The 20858-nt window shown below is 35.4% G+C and carries 19 protein-coding genes; 13 read left to right on the top strand and 6 right to left on the bottom strand.

The window, feature by feature from the left end; all coding sequences use genetic code 11:
* Positions 1-125 precede the first annotated feature (125 nt).
* On the bottom strand, positions 126-638 hold the full coding sequence (locus tag AC3WRL_RS14130) for a CPBP family intramembrane glutamic endopeptidase (RefSeq protein WP_492330570.1): 513 nt from the start codon (positions 636-638) through the stop codon (positions 126-128).
* A 481-nt stretch (positions 639-1119) separates the two neighbouring features.
* Positions 1120-1590, bottom strand: coding sequence for an Lrp/AsnC family transcriptional regulator (locus tag AC3WRL_RS14125; protein ID WP_214831682.1), 471 nt, complete (start codon positions 1588-1590; stop codon positions 1120-1122).
* Between the two features lie 101 nt (positions 1591-1691).
* On the opposite strand from AC3WRL_RS14125, the gene AC3WRL_RS14120 reads away from it, so the two are divergent.
* Positions 1692-3122: an MFS transporter gene (locus AC3WRL_RS14120; RefSeq protein ID WP_492330569.1), complete on the top strand. Its 1431-nt coding sequence runs from the start codon at positions 1692-1694 to the stop codon at positions 3120-3122.
* A 30-nt stretch (positions 3123-3152) separates the two neighbouring features.
* Entirely contained in the window at positions 3153-3737 is a 585-nt protein-coding gene (locus tag AC3WRL_RS14115) for an LOG family protein (RefSeq protein ID WP_492330568.1), read from the top strand.
* On the opposite strand, the gene AC3WRL_RS14110 is transcribed toward AC3WRL_RS14115, so the two are convergent.
* Positions 3738-4523: a helix-turn-helix domain-containing protein gene (locus AC3WRL_RS14110; RefSeq protein WP_492330567.1), complete on the bottom strand. Its 786-nt coding sequence runs from the start codon at positions 4521-4523 to the stop codon at positions 3738-3740.
* A 78-nt stretch (positions 4524-4601) separates the two neighbouring features.
* Between AC3WRL_RS14110 and AC3WRL_RS14105 the strand changes: the two genes are divergently transcribed.
* Positions 4602-5804: a CynX/NimT family MFS transporter gene (locus AC3WRL_RS14105; RefSeq protein WP_492330566.1), complete on the top strand. Its 1203-nt coding sequence runs from the start codon at positions 4602-4604 to the stop codon at positions 5802-5804.
* Between the two features lie 83 nt (positions 5805-5887).
* Here the strand turns inward: AC3WRL_RS14105 and AC3WRL_RS14100 are convergent, their stop codons facing one another.
* A complete protein-coding gene (locus AC3WRL_RS14100) occupies positions 5888-6523 on the bottom strand; it encodes an alpha/beta hydrolase (protein ID WP_492330565.1) in 636 nt (211 codons plus the stop codon).
* Between the two features lie 89 nt (positions 6524-6612).
* On the opposite strand from AC3WRL_RS14100, the gene AC3WRL_RS14095 reads away from it, so the two are divergent.
* The 10 genes from AC3WRL_RS14095 (at position 6613) to AC3WRL_RS14050 (ending at position 17048) form a co-directional block, all read left to right on the top strand.
* The gene (locus AC3WRL_RS14095) at positions 6613-7365 is read left to right on the top strand and encodes a metallophosphoesterase (RefSeq protein WP_261512714.1); all 753 of its coding nucleotides are present in this window, start codon (positions 6613-6615) and stop codon (positions 7363-7365) included.
* A gap of 99 nt (positions 7366-7464) precedes the next feature.
* Positions 7465-8379 carry an AraC family transcriptional regulator gene (locus AC3WRL_RS14090; RefSeq protein ID WP_214831676.1) on the top strand — a complete coding sequence of 305 codons (915 nt, stop codon included), beginning with the start codon at positions 7465-7467 and terminating at the stop codon, positions 8377-8379.
* A gap of 199 nt (positions 8380-8578) precedes the next feature.
* On the top strand, positions 8579-9721 hold the full coding sequence (locus AC3WRL_RS14085) for an efflux RND transporter periplasmic adaptor subunit (RefSeq protein ID WP_492330564.1): 1143 nt from the start codon (positions 8579-8581) through the stop codon (positions 9719-9721).
* Positions 9722-9730: 9 nt separating this feature from the next.
* The gene (locus AC3WRL_RS14080) at positions 9731-12871 is read left to right on the top strand and encodes an efflux RND transporter permease subunit (RefSeq protein ID WP_261512713.1); all 3141 of its coding nucleotides are present in this window, start codon (positions 9731-9733) and stop codon (positions 12869-12871) included.
* A gap of 18 nt (positions 12872-12889) precedes the next feature.
* A complete protein-coding gene (locus AC3WRL_RS14075; RefSeq protein ID WP_492330563.1) occupies positions 12890-14311 on the top strand; it encodes an efflux transporter outer membrane subunit in 1422 nt (473 codons plus the stop codon).
* A gap of 55 nt (positions 14312-14366) precedes the next feature.
* Positions 14367-14927 carry a DUF2652 domain-containing protein gene (locus AC3WRL_RS14070; protein ID WP_214831672.1) on the top strand — a complete coding sequence of 187 codons (561 nt, stop codon included), beginning with the start codon at positions 14367-14369 and terminating at the stop codon, positions 14925-14927.
* A 164-nt stretch (positions 14928-15091) separates the two neighbouring features.
* Positions 15092-15520 carry a hypothetical protein gene (locus AC3WRL_RS14065; protein ID WP_214831671.1) on the top strand — a complete coding sequence of 143 codons (429 nt, stop codon included), beginning with the start codon at positions 15092-15094 and terminating at the stop codon, positions 15518-15520.
* Between the two features lie 104 nt (positions 15521-15624).
* Entirely contained in the window at positions 15625-16164 is a 540-nt protein-coding gene (locus AC3WRL_RS14060) for a suppressor of fused domain protein (protein ID WP_214831670.1), read from the top strand.
* A gap of 154 nt (positions 16165-16318) precedes the next feature.
* Complete coding sequence (locus AC3WRL_RS14055; protein WP_492330562.1) at positions 16319-16627, top strand: hypothetical protein; 309 nt, start codon at positions 16319-16321, stop codon at positions 16625-16627.
* A gap of 247 nt (positions 16628-16874) precedes the next feature.
* A complete protein-coding gene (locus AC3WRL_RS14050; protein ID WP_492330561.1) occupies positions 16875-17048 on the top strand; it encodes a hypothetical protein in 174 nt (57 codons plus the stop codon).
* Between the two features lie 142 nt (positions 17049-17190).
* Here AC3WRL_RS14050 and AC3WRL_RS14045 read toward each other — a convergent pair whose 3' ends face one another.
* A complete protein-coding gene (locus AC3WRL_RS14045; protein ID WP_214831667.1) occupies positions 17191-19452 on the bottom strand; it encodes a glycoside hydrolase family 3 C-terminal domain-containing protein in 2262 nt (753 codons plus the stop codon).
* 493 nt (positions 19453-19945) lie between these two features.
* The gene (gene metQ, locus AC3WRL_RS14040) at positions 19946-20755 is read right to left on the bottom strand and encodes a methionine ABC transporter substrate-binding lipoprotein MetQ (RefSeq protein ID WP_492330560.1); all 810 of its coding nucleotides are present in this window, start codon (positions 20753-20755) and stop codon (positions 19946-19948) included.
* Positions 20756-20858: the final 103 nt, after the last annotated feature.

Genomic DNA, 20858 nt, shown 5'->3' with positions numbered 1-20858 from the left:
ATTACTCAGATTTTTTAAATCTCATCGCAGATAAGATCCTTGCGCCTTAAAAATAAAATGATTTTAAAAGAAAATTTGCGTCTTTGCATTTAACCATTTGTAACCCTTATTAGTGCTTTATTGGATCAGAAATTAATTAAAAAAGTAGCAAGGTTATAAAGCGCATGAAAAAGAATCGTTGTTGATAAACCGGTCCGATCTCTTTTCTGAAAGTTGATATAAGTATAAGCCAGAAGAATGCCACCAGGTATCGTTGCTAACGCATAATAGAAGCTATGTTCATAATGTGCTGCTGAGAATAAACCCGTAGAGATTGAAATAGAAAGTAGCGTGACTGTTTTTACGTTAAAGAGACTTGCTTTCTTAGCTAACCATTTTGTAATTTGTATTGGAAGATATTGGAAGGCCAAAGTTTCAATAACCGGTGCAGCTAATACGGTTAAAAGGAATAATTCAATATTACTTAATTTTTTAAACTTCTGAAATCCTAATTCATTTTCTGGAACTTTGAGTAGGTCCAATACATAAAAGAAAAGTACATTAAACAACAGGACAAAAATAAGGGCAACAAGCAAGTAGTATGGTTTTTCAAGATTTTTCCATTTTTCTATCGCTGTTGTTAAGAAAGAGAGATTCATGTAATATTCAGAAGTGAGAGGTTGTAATTTTAATTGGGTTTAAAGTTAATGTTAATTTCGTTCCCAAAAAAAGAAGATCTGGCATCTTCATACATCTGAATAAAAACATAAAGGGGGTAAGTAATGCCATCTAATCAAACGTATTTTAGGTCTGTTGATTAGCTTTAATCAGTGTTGAGGAGCCAGATATTCTGTAAAATTGACTTATGAAATTTTTTGATAGCACTAAAGTAAGACGTGCTGTTGAATTACCATCTGGTTTTTATACGAAACCCTATTTTTTCTATACTTACATTGAAATATAATGCTTAAAGTTTTGTCATTGCGAACCGTAGGTGAAGCAATCTCCTGCTATAAAGACCTCAATTGGCAAGAGATTGTTTCGCTCCTCGCAATGAAAGTATCATTTTTATCGCAGATGAAAACCTTACGCCTTAAAAATATCATACATGAAGAAACTTTGCGTCTTTGCGTTTAACCATTATAAAATCTGGGAACTTTCCTTAATACTATTCATCACAAAAATACTTTTCGTCTGCCCAATCCCTTCAATCTCTGAAAGCTTATTCACAAAGAAATCGTGAAACTCATCCATATTGGGAGCCAGAATTTTAAGCATAAAATCGAAATCGCCGCTGATGTTGTAGAATTCAACGACTTCTTTTAGCTTGCTTACTTCTTCAATAAATAAGGTCGCTTCTTTTTTATTGTGAGCTTTTAAAGCGATCATACATACCACCATCATTCCTTTATTGACCTTTTTGCGGTCTAAGACAGCGGTGTATTCTTTGATCACTCCGGATTTCTCCATACGCTTAATTCGCTCATGGGTGGGAGTAGGACTTAAATTAATCCTGGTCGAAATATCACGAACACTTAGCTTAGCATCTTTCTGTAATAAACGCAGAATAGAAAGGTCTTTCTCGTCCAGTGTGTAATTTTCCGGTTGCATTTGTTCTGTTTTTTTATTTTAAAATTAACTTAAAAGTACATTTGTTCTTTTATTTGTTTTAAAAATTAATTTATGTTCCAAATTTAAGGTTAAATTTTTACATGCGTTCTAAATATTTTAATTTTGCAGGAAATTTGAATACTATGGGAACAAGGAGGAATTTAATATTAATATTGGCATCAATCGGAACTTTCGTTGAAGCGCTGGATATTGCCATTATTAACCTAACCATCCCATCTATTCAGGAGCAATTCCATATTGGAGCTGAAACCGTTCAATGGTTACAGACACTATATGTTTTATTTTTTGGTGGTTTCCTGATTATTGGCGGGAAACTTTCAGATCAGATCGGAAGAAAAAAAATGTTCATTTTAGGAGGATTAATCTTTATGCTGACTTCTTTAGGAGCAGGTCTTTCCACCAATTTTGAAATGTTGGCTGTATTCAGAGCCTTACAAGGATTGGGAGCGGCATTTATTATGCCTTCAGCGCTATCTATTGTGACGAATACATTTACCGAAAATCACGATCGCAATAAAGCATTGGGTGTTTTCAGTTCTTTTGCTGCAATTGGATCGGGGAGTGGATTGTCAATAGGAGGAATTATCAGTACCTACTTAAGCTGGCACTGGGTTTTCCTCATTAATGTACCTATTCTTTTGTTAACCCTTATTTTTGCATATCGATATTTACCGGCAGATGAAAAATCGGAAAGTGTTCAGAAAACAGATGCGATTTCAGGGATACTATTAGTTCTCGGCTTACTAAGCTTGACGTATGGAGCTCATGAACTGATACAGATTAAAGAACAGCCATTTTTAGTAATTGGATCAATTGTAGTAGCCATTGTACTTTTAAGTGCTGTATTCTACCGCTTAAAAACAGTAGCTCAGCCTTTAATTGATCTTCAGTTATTCAGGCACAGATCATTAATGTCTGCTAACCTTGCCTTTTTTGCATTAGGAGCCTTTTTCATAGGATTTTTATTTCTGATCTCGTTAATGCTTCAGAAAGATATGAATCACAGTGCTGCTTCGGCGGGATTGATGTTGGTTCCTTTCAGTGTAATGTCTGCATTAGTGGCTAAATTTATTTTACCATCAGTTTCAAAAAAACTGAATCCGGCAAAAATGGGAATTTTAGGATGGTCCTTTATGCTGGATGGTGCTTTAGCGTTGCTGATATCTATTTACTTTGGTCACCCATTAACGATCGTTTTATTAGGTGCTGCGTGTATTTCAGGAGTAGGCATGACATTTTGTTTCACGAGTTTATCAATTTTGGGGATTCGTGATGTTGAGGCATCACATTATGGAGTCGCATCAAGTTTAACGAGTACCAACTACTTTTTGGGTGCCGGGATTGGTTTATCGTTTATGACTTTAATGAGTCAGATCTATCCATCAGAACAGGCTGTAGGGAGTTTAAGTATTATTATACTGGCGGGTTATGCAGTGTCTGCGATCGGAATATTAGTATATTTGATCTTCAAAGAATTGAAAGTAAAAAGAACTCAGGTTGCTGTTTCGTAAAATGCGGCTATCAGAAATATTCAAATAAAAATGATAAAGAGATTAACTGTATTTTGTGGATCAAGTTTTGGAACTGATTCTATCTATGAAGAGCAGGCTTACCTATTAGGAAAGCGATTGGCTGATGAACAAATAGGTTTGGTATATGGTGGATCAAAGACAGGCCTGATGGGAACTATTGCCAATGGAGTAATGGAAAATGGGGGTGAAGCGATCGGTATACTTCCTCATTTTTTACAAGGAAAAGAAATTGCACATAAAGGCTTAACTGATCTGATCCTTGTAGAAACCATGCATGAGCGCAAGACCAAAATGAATGAATTATCAGATGGAGTTATTGCATTACCTGGTGGATATGGAACTTTGGAAGAGCTTTTTGAAATGATGACCTGGGCACAATTGGGACTACACCAAAAACCAATTGCTTTACTCAATATCAATGGGTTTTATGATGATCTTTTAAAAATGAGTCAAACCATGGTGGAGAAAGGTTTCCTTAAAGAAGCTAATCAGAAAATGTTGATCGTAGATGATCAGATCGATTCTCTTTTAAACAATATGAAAAATTATCAGGCACCAAAAGTAGAAAAATGGATCTCTAAAGACGAAGTCTGATCAAAGGGTTTTTGAAAAATCACTGGGTCTGTATTGCATAACCGATTGAAAACTATTGGTAAAGGCCTGTAGGCTTTTGTAACCTACCTGATAAGCAATTTCTGAAATCGTCCATTCTTTGGAACTCAGGAGTTCCAGGCTTTTGATGATGCGAAGCATTTGCTGATATTTGATTAGGGTGAGTCCGGTTTCCTTTTTAAAAATCCGTTCCAAAGACCGGAGGGATAGGGAAGCCATGTCACTTAATTCTTCCATTTTAAGATCTTCTGTGTAATGGGCATTCAGGTAATCAATAGCCTGTGTTAACCGCTTATCTTTTGGAAGACTGATATGCAGTTGGATAGAATCGGCCACGAAATTAGGCAATTCATTATACAGGGCTTGTAAAAATATATTTTCGTCCGCATTCTCCTCTGTATTGATGGACCACTTTTCAGCATATTTTATCATTTCCTTAAGGACGGGAGGAACAGAAAATACATTAACCTGATGATAAAATGAATCTTCTTTATCAGCATCAAAAAACATGATCATCAATCGTATTCTTTCAGAATGGGAATTGGTTTTATGCAAAGCATTAGGAGGAATCCAGGCAGCATGGTTTTGAGGCAAAAGATAAATCTTTCCCTCTACAGTTAAATACTGGAATCCACTTTCTACATACACCAGCTGTCCTCTTTTCGGATGAAGATGAAGAACGTCATCATGCCTCCAATTATCTTCAAACCAAACAAAGTAAGGTTTTGTGACCTCATCAACATTCAAGATGGTTTTAGAAGAATTCATGTCGTTTTAGATTAATATTATGGCAAATGTATACAAAATAACATAAGTACATTTGTGGTATCAATTTTTTACAATATCATGAAAAACGAGACAAGAAAAGAAGCTTCATATATACTATTGTTTATCAATGTTTTGGTTGTTATTCTGGTTTCAAGTAACCTTCGTTCACCGATTACTTCTGTGGGACCGGTACTGAGTCAGATCAGCCAATCTTTGCATTTAGATAATTTTCAAAGCAGTATGCTGACTTCTATTCCGTTGCTGATGTTTGCGAGTTGTTCTGTTTTAGTAAGCCGGTTTTCCCATCGTTTAAGTATCAATAGGTTTTTGTTATATGCTTTGGTTATTTTGAGTTTCGGTTTGTTTTTACGGGTGTTCGGATCGGTCTGGACCTTGTTTACTGGATCCGTGTTTATAGGATTGGGTATTTGCGTTGGAAATGTAATTACACCAGGATACATCAAAAATAATTTTCCAAAACAGATCGGTGTGATGACGGGTATTTTTGCGGTTTCCATGAATCTTACCGCTGCTTTAGCTTCAGGATATAGTGTAAGCCTTGGAGAATGGACGGGTTATGGATGGCGTGGTTCTTTGGGGATCTGGTTGGTGATTGCTCTTTTGTCTTTATTAGTGGTGGTTTTAGAACTCTTGCTGAATAGAAATAAAACGAATCAAAGCAATAGTTCATTAGCTAAATCAGATTTTAATATGTTTAAATCTGCACAGGCATGGAACATCAGTATTTTTATGGGATTGCAGTCTTTGGTGTACTATTCTCTAATTTCCTGGTTACCTGCAGTTCTTGGTGATTATGGAATGAACGGGAATGCTCCGGGATGGGTATTGTTTGTCATCCAGATTTCCATGATTCCCATTACTTTCGTTGGTCCAATCATTGCCAATAAAATGAAAGATCAAAGGGTGATGATCGTTTTTCTATGCATTCTGATGTTGGCAAGTATTGTCATGTTTGCTTTATTAAAATCACAATGGATCTATGCAACCGCAATTTTATTAGGATTATCCAATGGTCTGTCATTCAGTTTATCCATCTTATTTTTCTCTTTACGAACCCAATCAAGTGCCAATGCAATTAAGATTTCAGGAATGGCACAATCTGTAGGATACCTGATCGCAGCTTTTGGACCCGCTATCTTTGGGAAATTACATGATTGGGATCCTTCATGGAAATACTCATTTGCATTCCTGGGAATTTCAGTGATCCTGATGTTCTTCTTCGGAATGAAGGCGGCGCAGAAGAGATTTGTTGAAAATTGAAAGTGAAAAGTTGAAAGTTACCGGACGCATATTCCTAATAACTGGCGACTGGAACCTCGTACCTCGTAACTCGAACCAAATCATCACTTCTTCTGAATCCATTCTATAGTCGGAGTAAGCCATATATCCAATGCTTTAAAAAGAAAGCCATGGTTCATTCCGGTATTGACCTCAATTTCTTTGAATGCTTTTAATTGTGAGCTTTGAGATCTTTTCTGAGTAGATAGTGCTACATGGCCATCATCTGATTTTTCGGTAATGGATAATATCTTACCATACAATTTGAAATCGGGATCTTCATTTAAGGAGTCATCTTTGAAGCTTGCTCCGATAATGATAAATTTAAGATCTGGATTTTTAGCATAATACGAAACATATTGGGCAATATAACCTCCCTGAGAAGTTCCAACAATACTTATGTTTTTTGAAGGAACGCCTTTGGTTTTTAAACTGTCAATCTGAGCTACTATCTTTCGGGCATAGATTTCAGGATCGGTATGGTCAGCTCTTTTCTCAGATATAACAACTGTATTTTTATCTTTCAATTTGAAGAGAATGGGTTTATATTCTGCGACTCCATATTTTGGATGCTTCTCTGTTAAAGAATTTCCTTCCAAAAATTTATTATGTAAAAAGAAAATATATTGCTGCTGTTGAGCGGTTAAAAAATTTGAAAGAAGGAAAAGGAAAGAAAAAAGAAATGTTGCCGATGTTTTCATGAGATCCTTTGAATTGAAGGATAAATGTAGATATAGTTTTTAATATTATACTACTTTTGTAATCTTAATTTTTTTTCACCAGTACATACATGAAAATACAAATCATCAGCGATCTACATCAGGAGTTTGGCTCGACTGAATTATCTTTTGATAATGCAGATGTCGTTGTATTGGCGGGTGATGTTAATTTAGGAACAAAGGGAATTGAGTGGATTAAAAGCGAAATTCCTGATAAACCAGTGATCTATGTGTTGGGAAATCATGAATACTATAAAGGATCCTACCCAAAAACATTGAACAAAATAAAAGAGGCAGCCAAGGATTCCAATATTTATGTGCTAGAAGATTCTTATGTAGATATCGAAGATATCAGGTTTCATGGAACAACTTTATGGACAGATTTCTCCATATTTGGGAATCCTGTTCAATATGGAATGCTTTGTCAGTCTAAAATGAACGATTATAAAAAGATCAAAAGAGATCCTTCCTATTCGAAAATGCGAACGATAGATATATTTAAAATTCATCAGTTTTCAAGAATGGCTTTAAAAGAGAACCTTGAAAATTCTAAAGGATTAAAAAATATAGTAGTCACACACCATGCACCAAGTATTCAATCGGTTCCCGAACTATATAAAAATGATCCCGTGACCTCAGCATATGCTTCCAATCTTGAAGATTTCATTGTAGAATACCAGCCTTTGTATTGGATTCATGGACATATTCATACCCCTTGCAGGTATAAAATAGGAAATACCGAAATCATTTGTAATCCACATGGATATATTGATGAGAAATACAATGGATATGAAAAGGAATTGATTGTGGAGATTAGAGTTTAGATGTTAGAATTTAGAGATTAGAGGGAAGAACTCGAAATCCGAAACCCGCAACAAAAAACTAAAAATTATTCCTTAATTTCGTGTAAATATTTCGTCAAAATGTCCCGAAAGAGCAATACTGAAACTGCTGAATTTGTTTCCACTTTTACTTTTGAAAAACTTCTTAAAGACGTAGAGTTTGATCTTAGAGTTAAAGAGTTCGTGGTCATGACAATTGATGGAAGCAACTATAATATTGAGTTGAATGTTCCGAACCGTGCAGATTATTTCTGCTTGATTTTAGTGACTAACGGATATGAACGATTCAGGATTGATGATCAGCGGTATACCACTTCAAAAGGAGATATTATATTTTGTCCAATGTCTGAAACATTTTGGATAGAAGAAATCTCTGATGATTATGTTGGAAAGTACATTTTCTTTTCTTTGGATTTTATTTCCGATGCCGGATTTAATTATCGGTCAAATGATATCTTGAGGAGCCTTTCAAAAGATACCAACTTGATCAAGAATGAGCCTGACCTTTTCCGCAGGCTTGAATTTCATTTAGATGAGCTTAAGGTTTTAAACAATGCTGAAAAAAATGATCATTACTTTAATGAAATGATTTGGCATCACTTTTCATTGGTCATTTATGAGGTAGATAATCACTTTAAGAAAACGGAAAAAATAAATCCTGTCACATACCGTGAAGATGAAATTACCACCAGTTTTTTTATTTTGGTACGTGAGCATTTTAAAGAAGAGCACAATGTACAGTTTTATGCAGATAAACTTTGTATCAGTCGTAAATACCTAACCAAGGTGATTAATAAAACGATGTTTAAATCACCACGTGAAATCATCCATAAGGTATTGGAAGTGGAGGCCAGGCTATTATTAAAAAACTCCAATTCTAATGTAAATGAGGTAGCATCACAGCTTAGATTTTCTGACCAGGCGTCTTTCAGTAAGTTTTTTAAAAAACATGTTGGAAAATCTCCTCTCGAGTATAAAAAGGATGACTTGTATTAAATGATGTAATTCTCAACCTCTCAAATATAAATTAAGTTTCGATGCATATATTCTTTGATTTCTAAGAAAAAAAGGATGATATATCTCATGTATATTAAAAATTAGATGTCTTTTTGACAAATTAAGAAGTTTTTTAAATATTTCCCTTGAATTTTTTTAGAGCGAATTTTGCTCGGTGAAATTTAAAGGAAATAGTACTATGCAGAGATTTTTTATTCAGAAATCAACTATACTCTTCTTATCCCTTGTTGTTTTGACAGGATGTAAGAAAAATCAAAATCAATCTTATCAGCAACAAGCCCCGGAACTTCCGGTAGAAACGGTAAAACAAGGTGACGCTTCTGTCTCCAGAGAATATGCAGCTTCTGTGGAAGGTGTCTCGAATGTTGAAATAAGACCTCAGGTAACAGGATATCTAACCAAAATATTTGTAGATGAAGGAGATTACGTAAGAGCGGGTCAGCCTTTGTTTAAAATTGAAGACCAGATCTTCCGTGAACAATTGAAAAGTGCTCAGGCAGCATTAATTACGGCACAAGCCAATCTTGCGACCACTAAAATAGATGTAGACCGTAAGAAAGAATTATTCAGAAATAAAATGGTTTCTGATATCCAGGTGAAAGAAGCAGAAGCTTCCTATAATGCAGCCAGAGGAGCCGTAAGCCAATCCCTCTCTTCGATAGAATCGGCAAAGATCAATCTTAATTTTTCTACGATTAAAGCGCCTGTAAGCGGGTACATCGGAAGATTTAATTACCGTTTGGGAAGTTTGCTGACGCCTACCAACCAGGATCCGATGACCTTATTGTCGGATATTCATCAGGTGTACACCTATTTTAGTTTAAGTGAAAACGATTTTAATCAGTTTCAAAAACAAAATGTAGGGAGTAGTATTGATGAGATCATTAAAAATACCCCAGCCGTCTCTTTACTTCTTTCAGGAGGGGAGAAATATGCTGAAACAGGGAGAATTGATGCAGTGGAAGGTCAGTTTAATAAAACAACAGGGTCTATTACATTAAGAGCGAAATTCAACAATCCTAATAATTTACTGAGAAGCGGAAATACCGGAAAGGTGGTGTTGGATCAGTTTTATGCTAATGTTGTTTTGCTTCCTATCGCTTCCACAAGATCGATTCAGGACAAAATTTTTGTATTTACCATTAAAGATGGAAAAGCAGTTCAGCTTCCTATTGAAGTGAGTGGGAAGGCCGGAACTAATTTTATCGTATCCAAGGGGCTGAAAGCCGGAGATCAGTACATCGTTACCGGCTTCGACAGATTACAGCCGGGAACTCCCGTTGTAGCTCAAAAACAAAACGCTCAACCGAAAAAATCGTAAGAAAAAATCATGTTAAAAAAGATTATAAAAAGGCCCGTATTGGCAACAGTTATTTCAGTGCTGTTGGTTATACTGGGTATCGTCGGTATGATCAATCTGCCGATTACAAAATTTCCAGATATCGCACCACCTACCGTAATGGTATCTGCGGTTTATCCTGGTGCCAACGCTGAAACGATCGCTAGATCTGTGGCTCCGCCATTAGAAAATGCCATCAATGGAGTAGAAAATATGGATTATATTACCTCTACGGCGAGTAATGACGGTACGTTAAGCATCACGGTTATTTTCAAACTGGGTACCGATCCGGATCAGGCAGCGATCAATGTTCAGAACAGGGTAGCACAGGTAACCAATCAGCTTCCTGCGGAAGTTATACAGGCAGGTATTACGACTCTCAAAAGACAGAACAGTATGATTGCGATGGTTTCTTTAACCAGTAAAGATGGTAAGATGGATGATCTTTTCCTTGAGAACTATGCCAAGATCAATATTGTACCGGATTTAAAAAGGGTAAAAGGAGTAGGAGATGCAATGGTGTATGGAAATAAAGATTATTCGATGCGGGTGTGGCTGGATCCGAATAAACTGACCTCCTATAACCTTACACCGTCTGATGTTTCGAGGGCTATTCAGTCTCAAAACTTAGAAGCAGCGCCGGGAAGATTCGGTGAAAGAAGTAAGGAAGCGATGGAATATGTCCTTCGGTATAAAGGAAAATTTACGGAGCCTGAGCAATATGAAAATATTACGATCAAAGCGCTGAGTGACGGTTCTGTTTTAAAATTAAAAGATGTGGCAAAAGTGGAATTTGGAGCCTACAGTTATAATGTATCTTCTAATTTCAATAAAAAACCTTCCGTTACGATGGCGATCTTTCAGATGGCAGGATCTAATGCGAATGAAGTACAGATCGCCCTTCAGGAGAGAATGAAAGAGCTCGAAAAATCATTTCCTGAAGGAATGGATTATGAAATGCCCTATGCTACAAAAGAAGCTTTGGATCAGTCGATCGAGCAGGTAATTCATACCCTGATTGAAGCCTTTATCCTGGTATTTATTGTGGTGTATATTTTCTTACAGGATTTCCGTTCAACCTTGATTCCGGCGATTGCCGTTCCGGTTTCTATCGTAGGAACGTTCTTCTTTATGAATGTATTCGGATTCTCGATTAATATTCTGACCCTGTTTGCGTTGGTACTGGCGATTGGAATTGTAGTGGATGATGCAATTGTCGTCGTGGAAGCGGTGCATGCTAAAATGGAACATAAAAAGCTGAATCCAAGAGCCGCTACAATGTCGGCGATGAGTGAGATTACAGGAGCGATTATTTCAATTACCCTGATCATGTCAGCGGTATTTGTTCCGGTAGCCTTTATGAGTGGTTCTACTGGATTATTTTATCAGCAGTTTGCATTAACGTTAGCCATTGCTATTGTTATCTCAGCAGTCAATGCATTGACATTAAGTCCGGCCTTATGTGCTATATTTTTAAAGCAGCACCATCCGGAAACGCATGAAAAAATGAACTTCAAAGAACGTTTCTTTGCAGGGTTTAATGCGAGTTTTAACAAACTTACTTTCCGATATGGAAAAGCAATTCTGTTCCTTTTAAAAAGAAAATGGATTGCCTTATTGATCATTGTGGCTTTCGGAGGATTATTCACCTGGATGTCGATGACTACACCAAAAGGATTTATTCCTGATGAGGATCAGAGTTTCATTATTGTAACGGCCAATCTGGCCCCGGGAGCTTCTAAGGACAGAACGTCAAAAATTATTTCAGATACGGAAGATCTGTTGCTGAAAAATCCAGCTGTAGACAAAGTAATATCAGTAGATGGTCTGAATCTATTCAGTGGTTCGATGTCATCTTCTGCAGGATCTATTTTCGTTAAACTGAAAAAAGGCGGTGAAAGAGGGAAGGTGAATAATATCAATGATATCATCGGTCAGGTCCAGGGAACATTGTCTCAGGATAAAAGAGCCAATTTCTTAGTGATCAATACGCCTACGGTAGATGGATTTGGTAATACCAGTGGAATGGAACTGGTGCTTCAGGACCGTACAAATGGTGAACTTCAGAATTTAGGGAATATCTCTTACGGAATGATGGGTGCTTTGATGCAGAGACCAGAAGTAGCTTTGGCATATACGACGTTTGATGTATCCTATCCACAATATGAAGTATTGGTGGACGAGGTGAAAGCAGCACAACTTGGAGTGACCGTTTCTGATGTATTAGGAGTAATGCAGGGTTATTACGGAAGCATTCAGTCTTCAGATTTCAACCGGTTTGGAAAATATTACAGGGTATTGGTGCAGGCAACTCCTGAAACAAGACAGGATAAAGAATCCCTGAATGGAATTTTTGTTAAGAATAACCTGAATCAAATGGTTCCTGTGAATACTTTAGTGAGTCTGAAACAGGTAACAGGAGCGGAAGTAGTAGACCGTTTCAATTTGTTTAATTCTTCTAATTTAACCGTAATGGCGGCTCCGGGATACAGTTCCGGACAGGCAATGGCGGCAGTTGAAGAAGTAAGCAAGCAAGTACTTCCTCCTGGATATACCTATGACTATAAAGGAATGAGTAGAGAAGAAGCGACATCAAGTTCTCAATCGGTAATGATCTTCGGATTGTGTATCATATTTGTTTTCTTCCTTTTATCAGCACAATATGAAAGTTATATTTTACCTTTTGCTGTACTGATCGCTATTCCGGTAGGTTTATCAGGTGTATTTGTAGGAATTACTCTGGCAGATCTGTCCAATAATATTTATGTTCAGATCGCTTTAGTGATGCTGATTGGGTTGTTGGCGAAAAATGGAATCCTTATCGTAGAATTTGCTATTCAGCGCCGTAGAGCAGGGAAGAGTCTGATCGCTTCTGCAGTAGAAGGTGCTAAAGCACGTTTACGCCCGATCTTAATGACCTCTTTAGCATTTATTACGGGATTGATTCCATTGATTTTTGTAGTAGGACCTTCTGCATTAGGAAACCATTCTATTGGTTATGCGGCTATTTCGGGGATGGTTTTCGGAACTATCTTAGGGATTTTCGTTGTTCCGGTTCTTTTTGTGGTATTCCAGGCTTTGCATGAGAGAATCAGTGGAAAAGTGATTACAGAAGCAGATTGGGAATATTAATTCAAATGATATTTAAAAATGAATTTAATTAAAAATATAGCATATATAGCATTGGTTTCAGGGGCTGCCGTTTCCTGTAAAGTTCAGAAATATGAACGCCCAGAGATCAAAACGCCTGAAGCTTTTAGAAATGATACAATTATAGCTGGTGATCAGAACGAAAATATCGCGAAGATCAGCTACAAAGATTTTTTCAAAGATCCTGTTTTGATAGGCCTTATTGATAAAGCGATTGCACAGAATAATGACCTTCAGGTCGCTTTGAAACAGATCGAATTTGCTTCTTTGGCGTATAATCAAAGTAAATGGGCTAATGTGCCAACAGTAAGTGCAGCCATTGCCAATGCGAGCATCAGCCGTCCATCAGATAACAGTATGAACGGGATGATGGCAGGGCAGTTTATGGGAAGAAGATATACAGAAGATTATACGAGTTCTGTTAATATTTCCTGGGAAGCGGATATCTGGGGAAAGATTAAAGGAAGAAAGGAACAGGCTTTAACCGAATATCTTAAAACCCAGGAAGCGGCAAAAGCCGTGAGAACAGGACTGGTGGCTGCAGTTGTTCAGGGATATTATAATTTACTGATGTTGGACACCCAATTGGAAATTACAAAATCCAACTTGACCTATTCCGATACCACGCTGAAGTTTTTAACCAAACAACAGGAGGTAGGATTAACCACTGCTTTAGCTGTACAACAACAGGAAATTGTAAAGGACCAGATCTTAAAAACCATTCCAGCTATTGAAAGTTCTATTGCAACACAGGAAAATGCTTTGAGTCTTTTGACAGGTTCGATGCCTGATAAAATTGCGAGAAAGGAAAGCCTGAATACGGTTCAGTCACCGGATCAAATAGTGGCGGGAATTCCTTCTGAGCTTCTAAGCTACAGACCGGATATTAAAACCGCTGAGTTGGAGGTTAGAAAAAGCGTTGCTGCTATTCATGTGGCTAAAATGAGCATGTATCCTTCTCTGAATATCACTGCTCAAGGTGGAATTAATGCTTTTCAGGCAAGCAAATGGTTCAGTATTCCGGGATCGCTTTTCGGAATGGCTGCTGGAGCGATAGCACAACCCATTTTAAATGGCAAACAATTAAAAACACAATATGAGCAGTCTAAAGTATTATCTGAACAAGCAGAAATCAATTTTAAGCAATCTGTTCTAAAAGCGGTCGGGGAGGTTTCGGATGCCTTGGTACAGATTCAGAAATTGGAAGAACAGCAAAAGATTGCTGAAGGATTGGTATTGAAATCGAATGAAGCGGTAAAGAAAGCGGATATTTTATTTAAATACAATTCAGCGACTTATGTGGAAGTGATTTTAGCACAAACCAATAAACTTCAGGCAGAACTGGATCTGGCTTCCCTGAAAGCACAACGTCTGAACGCTATTACTTCTCTTTACCGATCAGTAGGGGGAGGACGGCAATAAAGTAAAATAAAACCTGTTGCGTCTTTAGATATAACAGGTTTTTAAACTAAACATCATGGATGCAAATATACAAGAGGGTATAATACTGATTCCGGATTTCAATGGATTTACCGAATTTGTATTTAATACAAAACTATACACAGGAGAGTATATTGTAAGACAATTATTATCTATCCTGATCGATGTGAATAATCAGTATTTTGAGATTTCTGAGATTGAAGGGGATGCGATTTTATTTTTTAGATATGATAAAAATCCATCTTTTAAGAAGGTTTCCAATATGCTGAGAAAAATGCAGAATGCTTTTACCAGAAAAGTAGCAGAGCTTAATGAAGCTTTAAGTATTTCTATTGATCTGTCTTTAAAGTTTATTGTCCACTATGGAAAATTTTCACAATATAAAATTGGGAATTTTAGAAAGCTATATGGTGTACCGGTTGTAGAAGCACATCAGTTGTTAAAAAATGATTTTGCAAAACAACCCTCGTATGCATTGTTTAGTAATTCTTTTCTTGAAAATACAGAGACTATAAACAGCTTTTATAATGATGAAAAACAGGATTTACCTGATGTAGGAGTGATCCATTATTTTGAAGAAGTAAAACAATATATTTAATTTTTTCCTTGTAATTTGCCTTTGTAATGTCCGGAGTAATCCGGGCATTTTTTTGTTTAATAGTAGAGAAGAATAATTATTTTTGCAGGAATTTAAGTGAGGAAATTAATGAAGAAACATAGCAAGTAAAAAAAGAAAATTAATCTCACAGGATTATCAAAGTAATGAATGAAATATCAATAATAAGTGTAAAAGAATTACAATTTTTAAATAATAAAAATGAATATATTTTTATACACTTTGGCTATCCTTCTGCGGCAAAAATTGGTGTTTTATATAATAAAATAAAGAAGAAAGAAAGGAATTATTTAATCAATATTTTTTTTGAATTAACCGGAATTGATATTAGGGTGGAGGATATGTTAGGTAAGCTACACGTTGTCTTACTGAAAATATTAGTAGATGGAACAATGAATAATATTGTTATTAGTAATATTGCTTTTCTTCCAAGTTCATTTGCATTTTTAATGGATAATCTGAAGAAGATATTTGATAATCTGAAAAACTTAGAAAATAAGAAAGTTATTATAGTAGATTGTGATTTAAACGATCCGGAAAGTGTTAAGTATTTGGATGAATATTTTGAAAAGTAATCAAATATAGAAGATGAATGCAACGACTAAATTTAAATGTGATTCAGATAAGATTTAGACCAATATTACCAGTAATAGGCAAAAAAAGTCATTAGATTATTTAAATGATAGTAGTAGAACATTTAGAAAAACATCTAGGTACAATATCTAGAGGAGCAGATATTATTGATAAAAAGTATAATATAACAATTTCAATATATGATAGTATTCCATTTGAAGATATTAGAACATACTCAACATTGGGAATGAGTCGATATTTTGTAGATTATTACTATGAATTTATTTTTGTCTGTATGGCAAAATATGATGGAAATGAAATAGCTTCTTTTTTGACGAGTTTTGCAGAGTATCTGATTGATAATAAAAAAGGAGTATTCCGTGGTGATGTTCTGTCATTTGATTTTGCCATGACTTCAGAGACAAAAATGAATTCATTATATTTTACTTTACCTTTTTATTTTGATGATAACTTATCGCAATTGCAAGTAGAAGATAAAGCTGTAATTTTTCCTCTTATCATACCAATTTATCAGGAAGAAACAGAATTAATAAGAAAAAAAGGATGGAGTGCTTTTGAAAATTTTTTAGAGGAAAATGAAATTAATGATTTATGGGATCTAAAGAGAGATAAATATTCTTGGTAAGTGATGACAATAATAAAGAAATAAGAGGTAAGGTAACCATATGGAAATTACTTAAGCACCTATAGAAATTTTATAAAAAATGAAATTAATAACATTGTTTATTCTTCTATTTACGATTAGCTGTAGTTCTCAAAGGACCAATAATTATGATGTTATGAAAACTTATGTTAAAAAAATAGATTCTACATCCTGGAATTATATTCTTCATTTAGAAAACAAAAAAAATAAAATTGTTGTTCCTGTATTCAAAGAATGTAATAGTAGGAAAGATTATTTAGGCAAAATAGAAGTTGGCAAAAAATATAATTTCGTTTTAGTTAAAGAAATTGTTTACGGCAAAACTGAAAGAGAATTTATGAGTCAGCATATTGATGGAAAAGAAATATGGAATTCCGATATGAAAGGAGTACTTTATTATGTTGATTGCGTAAATATGTGTGGTTTGTATATAAATAGAAAATAAAAATGATATTTTAAAAAGTATGATATTCAAGAACTTCAGTCATATAATACTGCTTGGCTTAATACTTACAACAATTTGTTGTAAGTCAAATAGACAAATCTATTCTATTCCAACTGATAGAATTACTGGGAAAGTGGTAAACATTGATTCTACACAATCATGGTATATAATTAGTTTTGAGTATAATAATAAGAAAGGAGTCTTTGTTTCTCATAAAAGTAAATGCAAATATCCAAAAAGTAGAACATTGATCAAGATCAATAAGACTTATGATCTTGAATTAGCTAAAATGATTCAAAATAATTATAATGAAAAGAAGTTAGTGTTTGAAGTTGAAGGTAAAGAAACATGGAATAGCTCTTCTGGAGTGGATTACTTTGAATATGCTAATAATATTTGCGGTCTTTATACTTGGAATTAGTATGATGTAATAATATATTTTAAGCCAACTCATGAAGTTGGCTTTTGCACTTTTTTAAACAGGTATATGAATTAATGAGGATATATAAAAAAGAAAACCTCCCTTTCGGGAGGTCAAAAAACACAAATGATGAAAAAATTATTTATTTTAAAGTGAATTTCACTTTTGTTTTAATGGCATCTGAAGAATTTCCGATTAATGCTTCAAAGTCTCCAGGTTCAGCTACCCAATCATGTTTGTTAACATCAAAATAGCTTAAAGCTGTTTTATCAATGGTAATGCTTACTTCTTTCTGTTCTCCAGGATTTAAAAATACTTTTTCAAAACCTTTCAATTCTTTTGTTGGACGTGGAACAGAAGATTTCAGATCACTGATATACAATTGAGCAACCTCAGCACCTGCTTTCTTTCCAGTATTTTTTACGGTTACTGTAAACGTGATTTTGTCATCCTGAGACATCGTTGTTTTATCTGCTTTGGCTTTTCCAAACTCGAAAGTCGTATAACTTAATCCGTGTCCGAAGCTGAATAAAGGTTTGATATTTTTGGTATCATGCCAACGGTATCCTACAAAGATCCCTTCATTATATGTTATATTGATCGGGTTTTTCTGATCTTTTCCTTTTCCTGCAGCGAATTCATCCTTTTGTCCGGGATATTCTCCTAACTGATGGGCTGAATTGTCTTCTAGTTTAACCGGGAATGTAAATGGTAATTTTCCTGAAGGGTTCGCATCACCTGCTAAAATAGAGGCAATAGAATTTCCTGCTTCGGAACCCAGATACCAGGATTGAACGATCGTTGGTACTTCTTTGATCCACGGCATTGCCACAGCATTTCCTGAAACTAAAACTACAGCAAGATTTTTATTCGCCTTTGCCAATGCAGAAATTACATGATCCTGATTGTATGGAAGCCCATAGCTCTTACGGTCGTTTCCTTCGCTATCCTGAAAGTCACTTTTGTTTAATCCACCTACGAAAATGACAACATCAGATTTCTTAGCCAGTTCTACAGCTTCATTGATTAATTCAGCCTCAGAGCGGGTGTCTTTCAAATCCTGTCCTGATTTTACCCCGTTGTATTCGCCGCCGATATCTCCTACATAACCTCTTGCATATTGTACATCAGCCTGTTTCCCAAACCTTTTCTTGATTCCGTCTAATGGTAATGTTTCGTATTTCACTTTTAATGAAGATGAGCCACCACCAACAGTCATGATCTTGATTGCATTTTCTCCAATAACAGCGATCTTTTTAGTTTTAGTGAGGTCGATTGGTAATACATTACCTTGATTTTTTAATAAAACAATTCCTTCTTCACCAATTTCTTTTGCTACAGCCTGATGCTCATCAGACGCGATATTCCCGAAAGGTTTATTTCGGTTCATTGTTGTTTTATAGGCTAGATTTAAAAGTCTTGTTACTTTATCATCCAATTCCTTAGTTCCTACTTTTCCGGATTTAATTAAATCCAGATAAGGTTTTGCTAAATAATAATTGTCATACGCATTCTTTGTTCCTGCTGATAACCCATTGGTCCAGCTTCCGAATTCAAGATCCAATCCATTATGAATAGCCTGTTCTGTATTATTTACAGCTCCCCAGTCAGAAACAACCACTCCTTTGTATTTCCATTCACCTTTTAAAATATCGTTTAAAAGATATTGGTTCTGGCTTGCATATTGGTTTTTATACATGTCATAAGCACCCATGATCGTCCATGAATCACCTTCTGTAACAGCTGCTTTAAAAGCAGGTAGGTAGATTTCATAAAGTGTTCTGTCATCTACGGTCACATTACTGGTATGACGGAACATCTCCTGATTGTTTAAAGCAAAGTGTTTTACACTTGTTGCCACTCCATTAGATTGCACTCCCTTGATGTAGGGAACAACCATTTTTGAAGTCAGATAAGGGTCTTCACCCATATATTCGAAGTTTCTTCCATTCAGTGGAGTTCTGTAAATATTAACTCCAGGTCCCAGAAGAATGTCTTTTTTTCTGTATCGTGCTTCTTCTCCTAAAGCTTTACCATAGTTCCATGACATTTTTTTGTTCCACGTCGCTGACAATGCTGTTAAGGCAGGGTAAGCAATTATAGAGTCATTGGTCCAGCCAGCCTGATTCCATTCGTCCCACATTACCTCCGGACGCACCCCATGAGGTCCGTCAGTTGTCCAGAATTCAGGAATCCCCAATCTTGGAACACCCGGCGAGCTGAATTTTGACTGTGCGTGAAGCATTGCTACCTTTTCCTCCAGCGTCATTCTGGAAAGTGCATCCTGAACACGCTGTTCAACAGGTTTAGTTTCGTCTAAATAGACCGGAAGAGTAGTATTTTGAGCCATCGAAGAAATTGAAATAAGAGTGAATAAACTTACTATGGCAGTTTTCTTTAACATAAAAACCTTTTTATTGATTCGTAACAAAAATAGTAAATTTATTTATTATCTCAAATTGGGATAATAAATTTTATTAATAAATGGTCATATTTAACCAATTCTTTTTTTATCCTATCGAAGTGAAATAATCTGTGCCAAAAGGTTTCTAAAGTAAAATTTGAATATTATTACTTTTTTAAAAAAAATGCGTTAAAAAAATAAAGTGTAACAAAATCAATTGGTATTAACCATTTGATCATTGTTACACTGTTACATTTTTAAATTCTTACCTTATAACAAGTTTCGGCATTTCGAGTAGCGTAATGAAATGAAGTGGATCGAGAAGTTTGTGGATATGGTACAAAAAGCTTCTCGATACAAAATCCTTTTCCACTTTGTTCCAAAATATTTCACTCGAAATAACGCAATAGAGTTTTTAGTGCAATTTACAATTGAAGCATTATAACCATTGTTACACTGTTATACTGCTACATTGGTACACTAAATCAAATTGCTACCATCCTTTCACCGCACCACCTTTAAAAACTTCTTCGGCTTTCCTCACCACCTCATCAGATTGATAAGCTTTTAAAAAATTTTTCACTTTTTCAGCATCTTTATTGTCGTGTCTTGCTACCACAACATTCACATATGGAGAATCTTTATCTTCTTTAAAAATTCCAAATTTCGTCTCATCCAATCCGGCCTGTGCTGCAAAATTATTATTGATGATGGCAATAACCACTTCTTTATCATCTAAAACTCTTGGTAACTGCGGGGCTTCGATTTCTACAATTTTCAATTGTTTTGGATTACTAACAATATCAGTGACCTTAGGCAGTAAACCGATACCATCCTTTAATTTTAATAAACCATTTTTCTGCAATAGGAGAAGGGAACGACCGCCATTAGTTGGATCATTGGGAATAACAACAGTACTTCCATTCTGAAGCTGACTGATGTTTTTGATTTTTTTTGAATACGCCACAATAGGATACACAAACGTATTTCCTACCACTGCTAATTTATAACCTCTCTGTTTCGATTGTTCGTTTAGATAAGGAACATGTTGAAAAGCATTCGCATCAATATCACCATTGTTCAGTGCTTCATTGGGAACGACGTAATCATTGAAAGCAACCAGCTCAACTTCAAGATTGTATTTTTCTTTAGCAACTTTTTTAGCCGTTTCAGCAATCTGCTGTTCAGGGCCTGCCGTAATACCCACTTTTATATAATTGGGATCATCTTTTTTCGATGAGTTACATGCATTAAATACCAGCAAACCTGCTGCTAAAAGTCCTAAAATTTTTACTTTTTTCATTATATATATATTATTTTTTTTATTTAAAGGCAGAATCACAAAATCGCGAAACTGCAAAATCGCTTTATTGAGTAGGTTATAGTTATGTTGGTTGAAATTAACT

It is taken from the genome of Chryseobacterium sp. FW101-FHT12H09 (assembly GCF_058790395.1).
This window is presented reverse-complemented; position numbering and strand designations above follow the sequence as displayed.

Coding starts and splice junctions, on each gene's coding strand:
- AC3WRL_RS14130 (WP_492330570.1), bottom strand. CDS start 638: ATGAATCTCTCTTTCTTAACAACAGCGATAGAAAAATGGAAAAATCTT.
- AC3WRL_RS14125 (WP_214831682.1), bottom strand. CDS start 1,590: ATGCAACCGGAAAATTACACACTGGACGAGAAAGACCTTTCTATTCTG.
- AC3WRL_RS14120 (WP_492330569.1), top strand. CDS start 1,692: ATGCGTTCTAAATATTTTAATTTTGCAGGAAATTTGAATACTATGGGA.
- AC3WRL_RS14115 (WP_492330568.1), top strand. CDS start 3,153: ATGATAAAGAGATTAACTGTATTTTGTGGATCAAGTTTTGGAACTGAT.
- AC3WRL_RS14110 (WP_492330567.1), bottom strand. CDS start 4,523: ATGAATTCTTCTAAAACCATCTTGAATGTTGATGAGGTCACAAAACCT.
- AC3WRL_RS14105 (WP_492330566.1), top strand. CDS start 4,602: ATGAAAAACGAGACAAGAAAAGAAGCTTCATATATACTATTGTTTATC.
- AC3WRL_RS14100 (WP_492330565.1), bottom strand. CDS start 6,523: ATGAAAACATCGGCAACATTTCTTTTTTCTTTCCTTTTCCTTCTTTCA.
- AC3WRL_RS14095 (WP_261512714.1), top strand. CDS start 6,613: ATGAAAATACAAATCATCAGCGATCTACATCAGGAGTTTGGCTCGACT.
- AC3WRL_RS14090 (WP_214831676.1), top strand. CDS start 7,465: ATGTCCCGAAAGAGCAATACTGAAACTGCTGAATTTGTTTCCACTTTT.
- AC3WRL_RS14085 (WP_492330564.1), top strand. CDS start 8,579: ATGCAGAGATTTTTTATTCAGAAATCAACTATACTCTTCTTATCCCTT.
- AC3WRL_RS14080 (WP_261512713.1), top strand. CDS start 9,731: ATGTTAAAAAAGATTATAAAAAGGCCCGTATTGGCAACAGTTATTTCA.
- AC3WRL_RS14075 (WP_492330563.1), top strand. CDS start 12,890: ATGAATTTAATTAAAAATATAGCATATATAGCATTGGTTTCAGGGGCT.
- AC3WRL_RS14070 (WP_214831672.1), top strand. CDS start 14,367: ATGGATGCAAATATACAAGAGGGTATAATACTGATTCCGGATTTCAAT.
- AC3WRL_RS14065 (WP_214831671.1), top strand. CDS start 15,092: ATGAATGAAATATCAATAATAAGTGTAAAAGAATTACAATTTTTAAAT.
- AC3WRL_RS14060 (WP_214831670.1), top strand. CDS start 15,625: ATGATAGTAGTAGAACATTTAGAAAAACATCTAGGTACAATATCTAGA.
- AC3WRL_RS14055 (WP_492330562.1), top strand. CDS start 16,319: ATGAAAACTTATGTTAAAAAAATAGATTCTACATCCTGGAATTATATT.
- AC3WRL_RS14045 (WP_214831667.1), bottom strand. CDS start 19,452: ATGTTAAAGAAAACTGCCATAGTAAGTTTATTCACTCTTATTTCAATT.
- metQ (WP_492330560.1), bottom strand. CDS start 20,755: ATGAAAAAAGTAAAAATTTTAGGACTTTTAGCAGCAGGTTTGCTGGTA.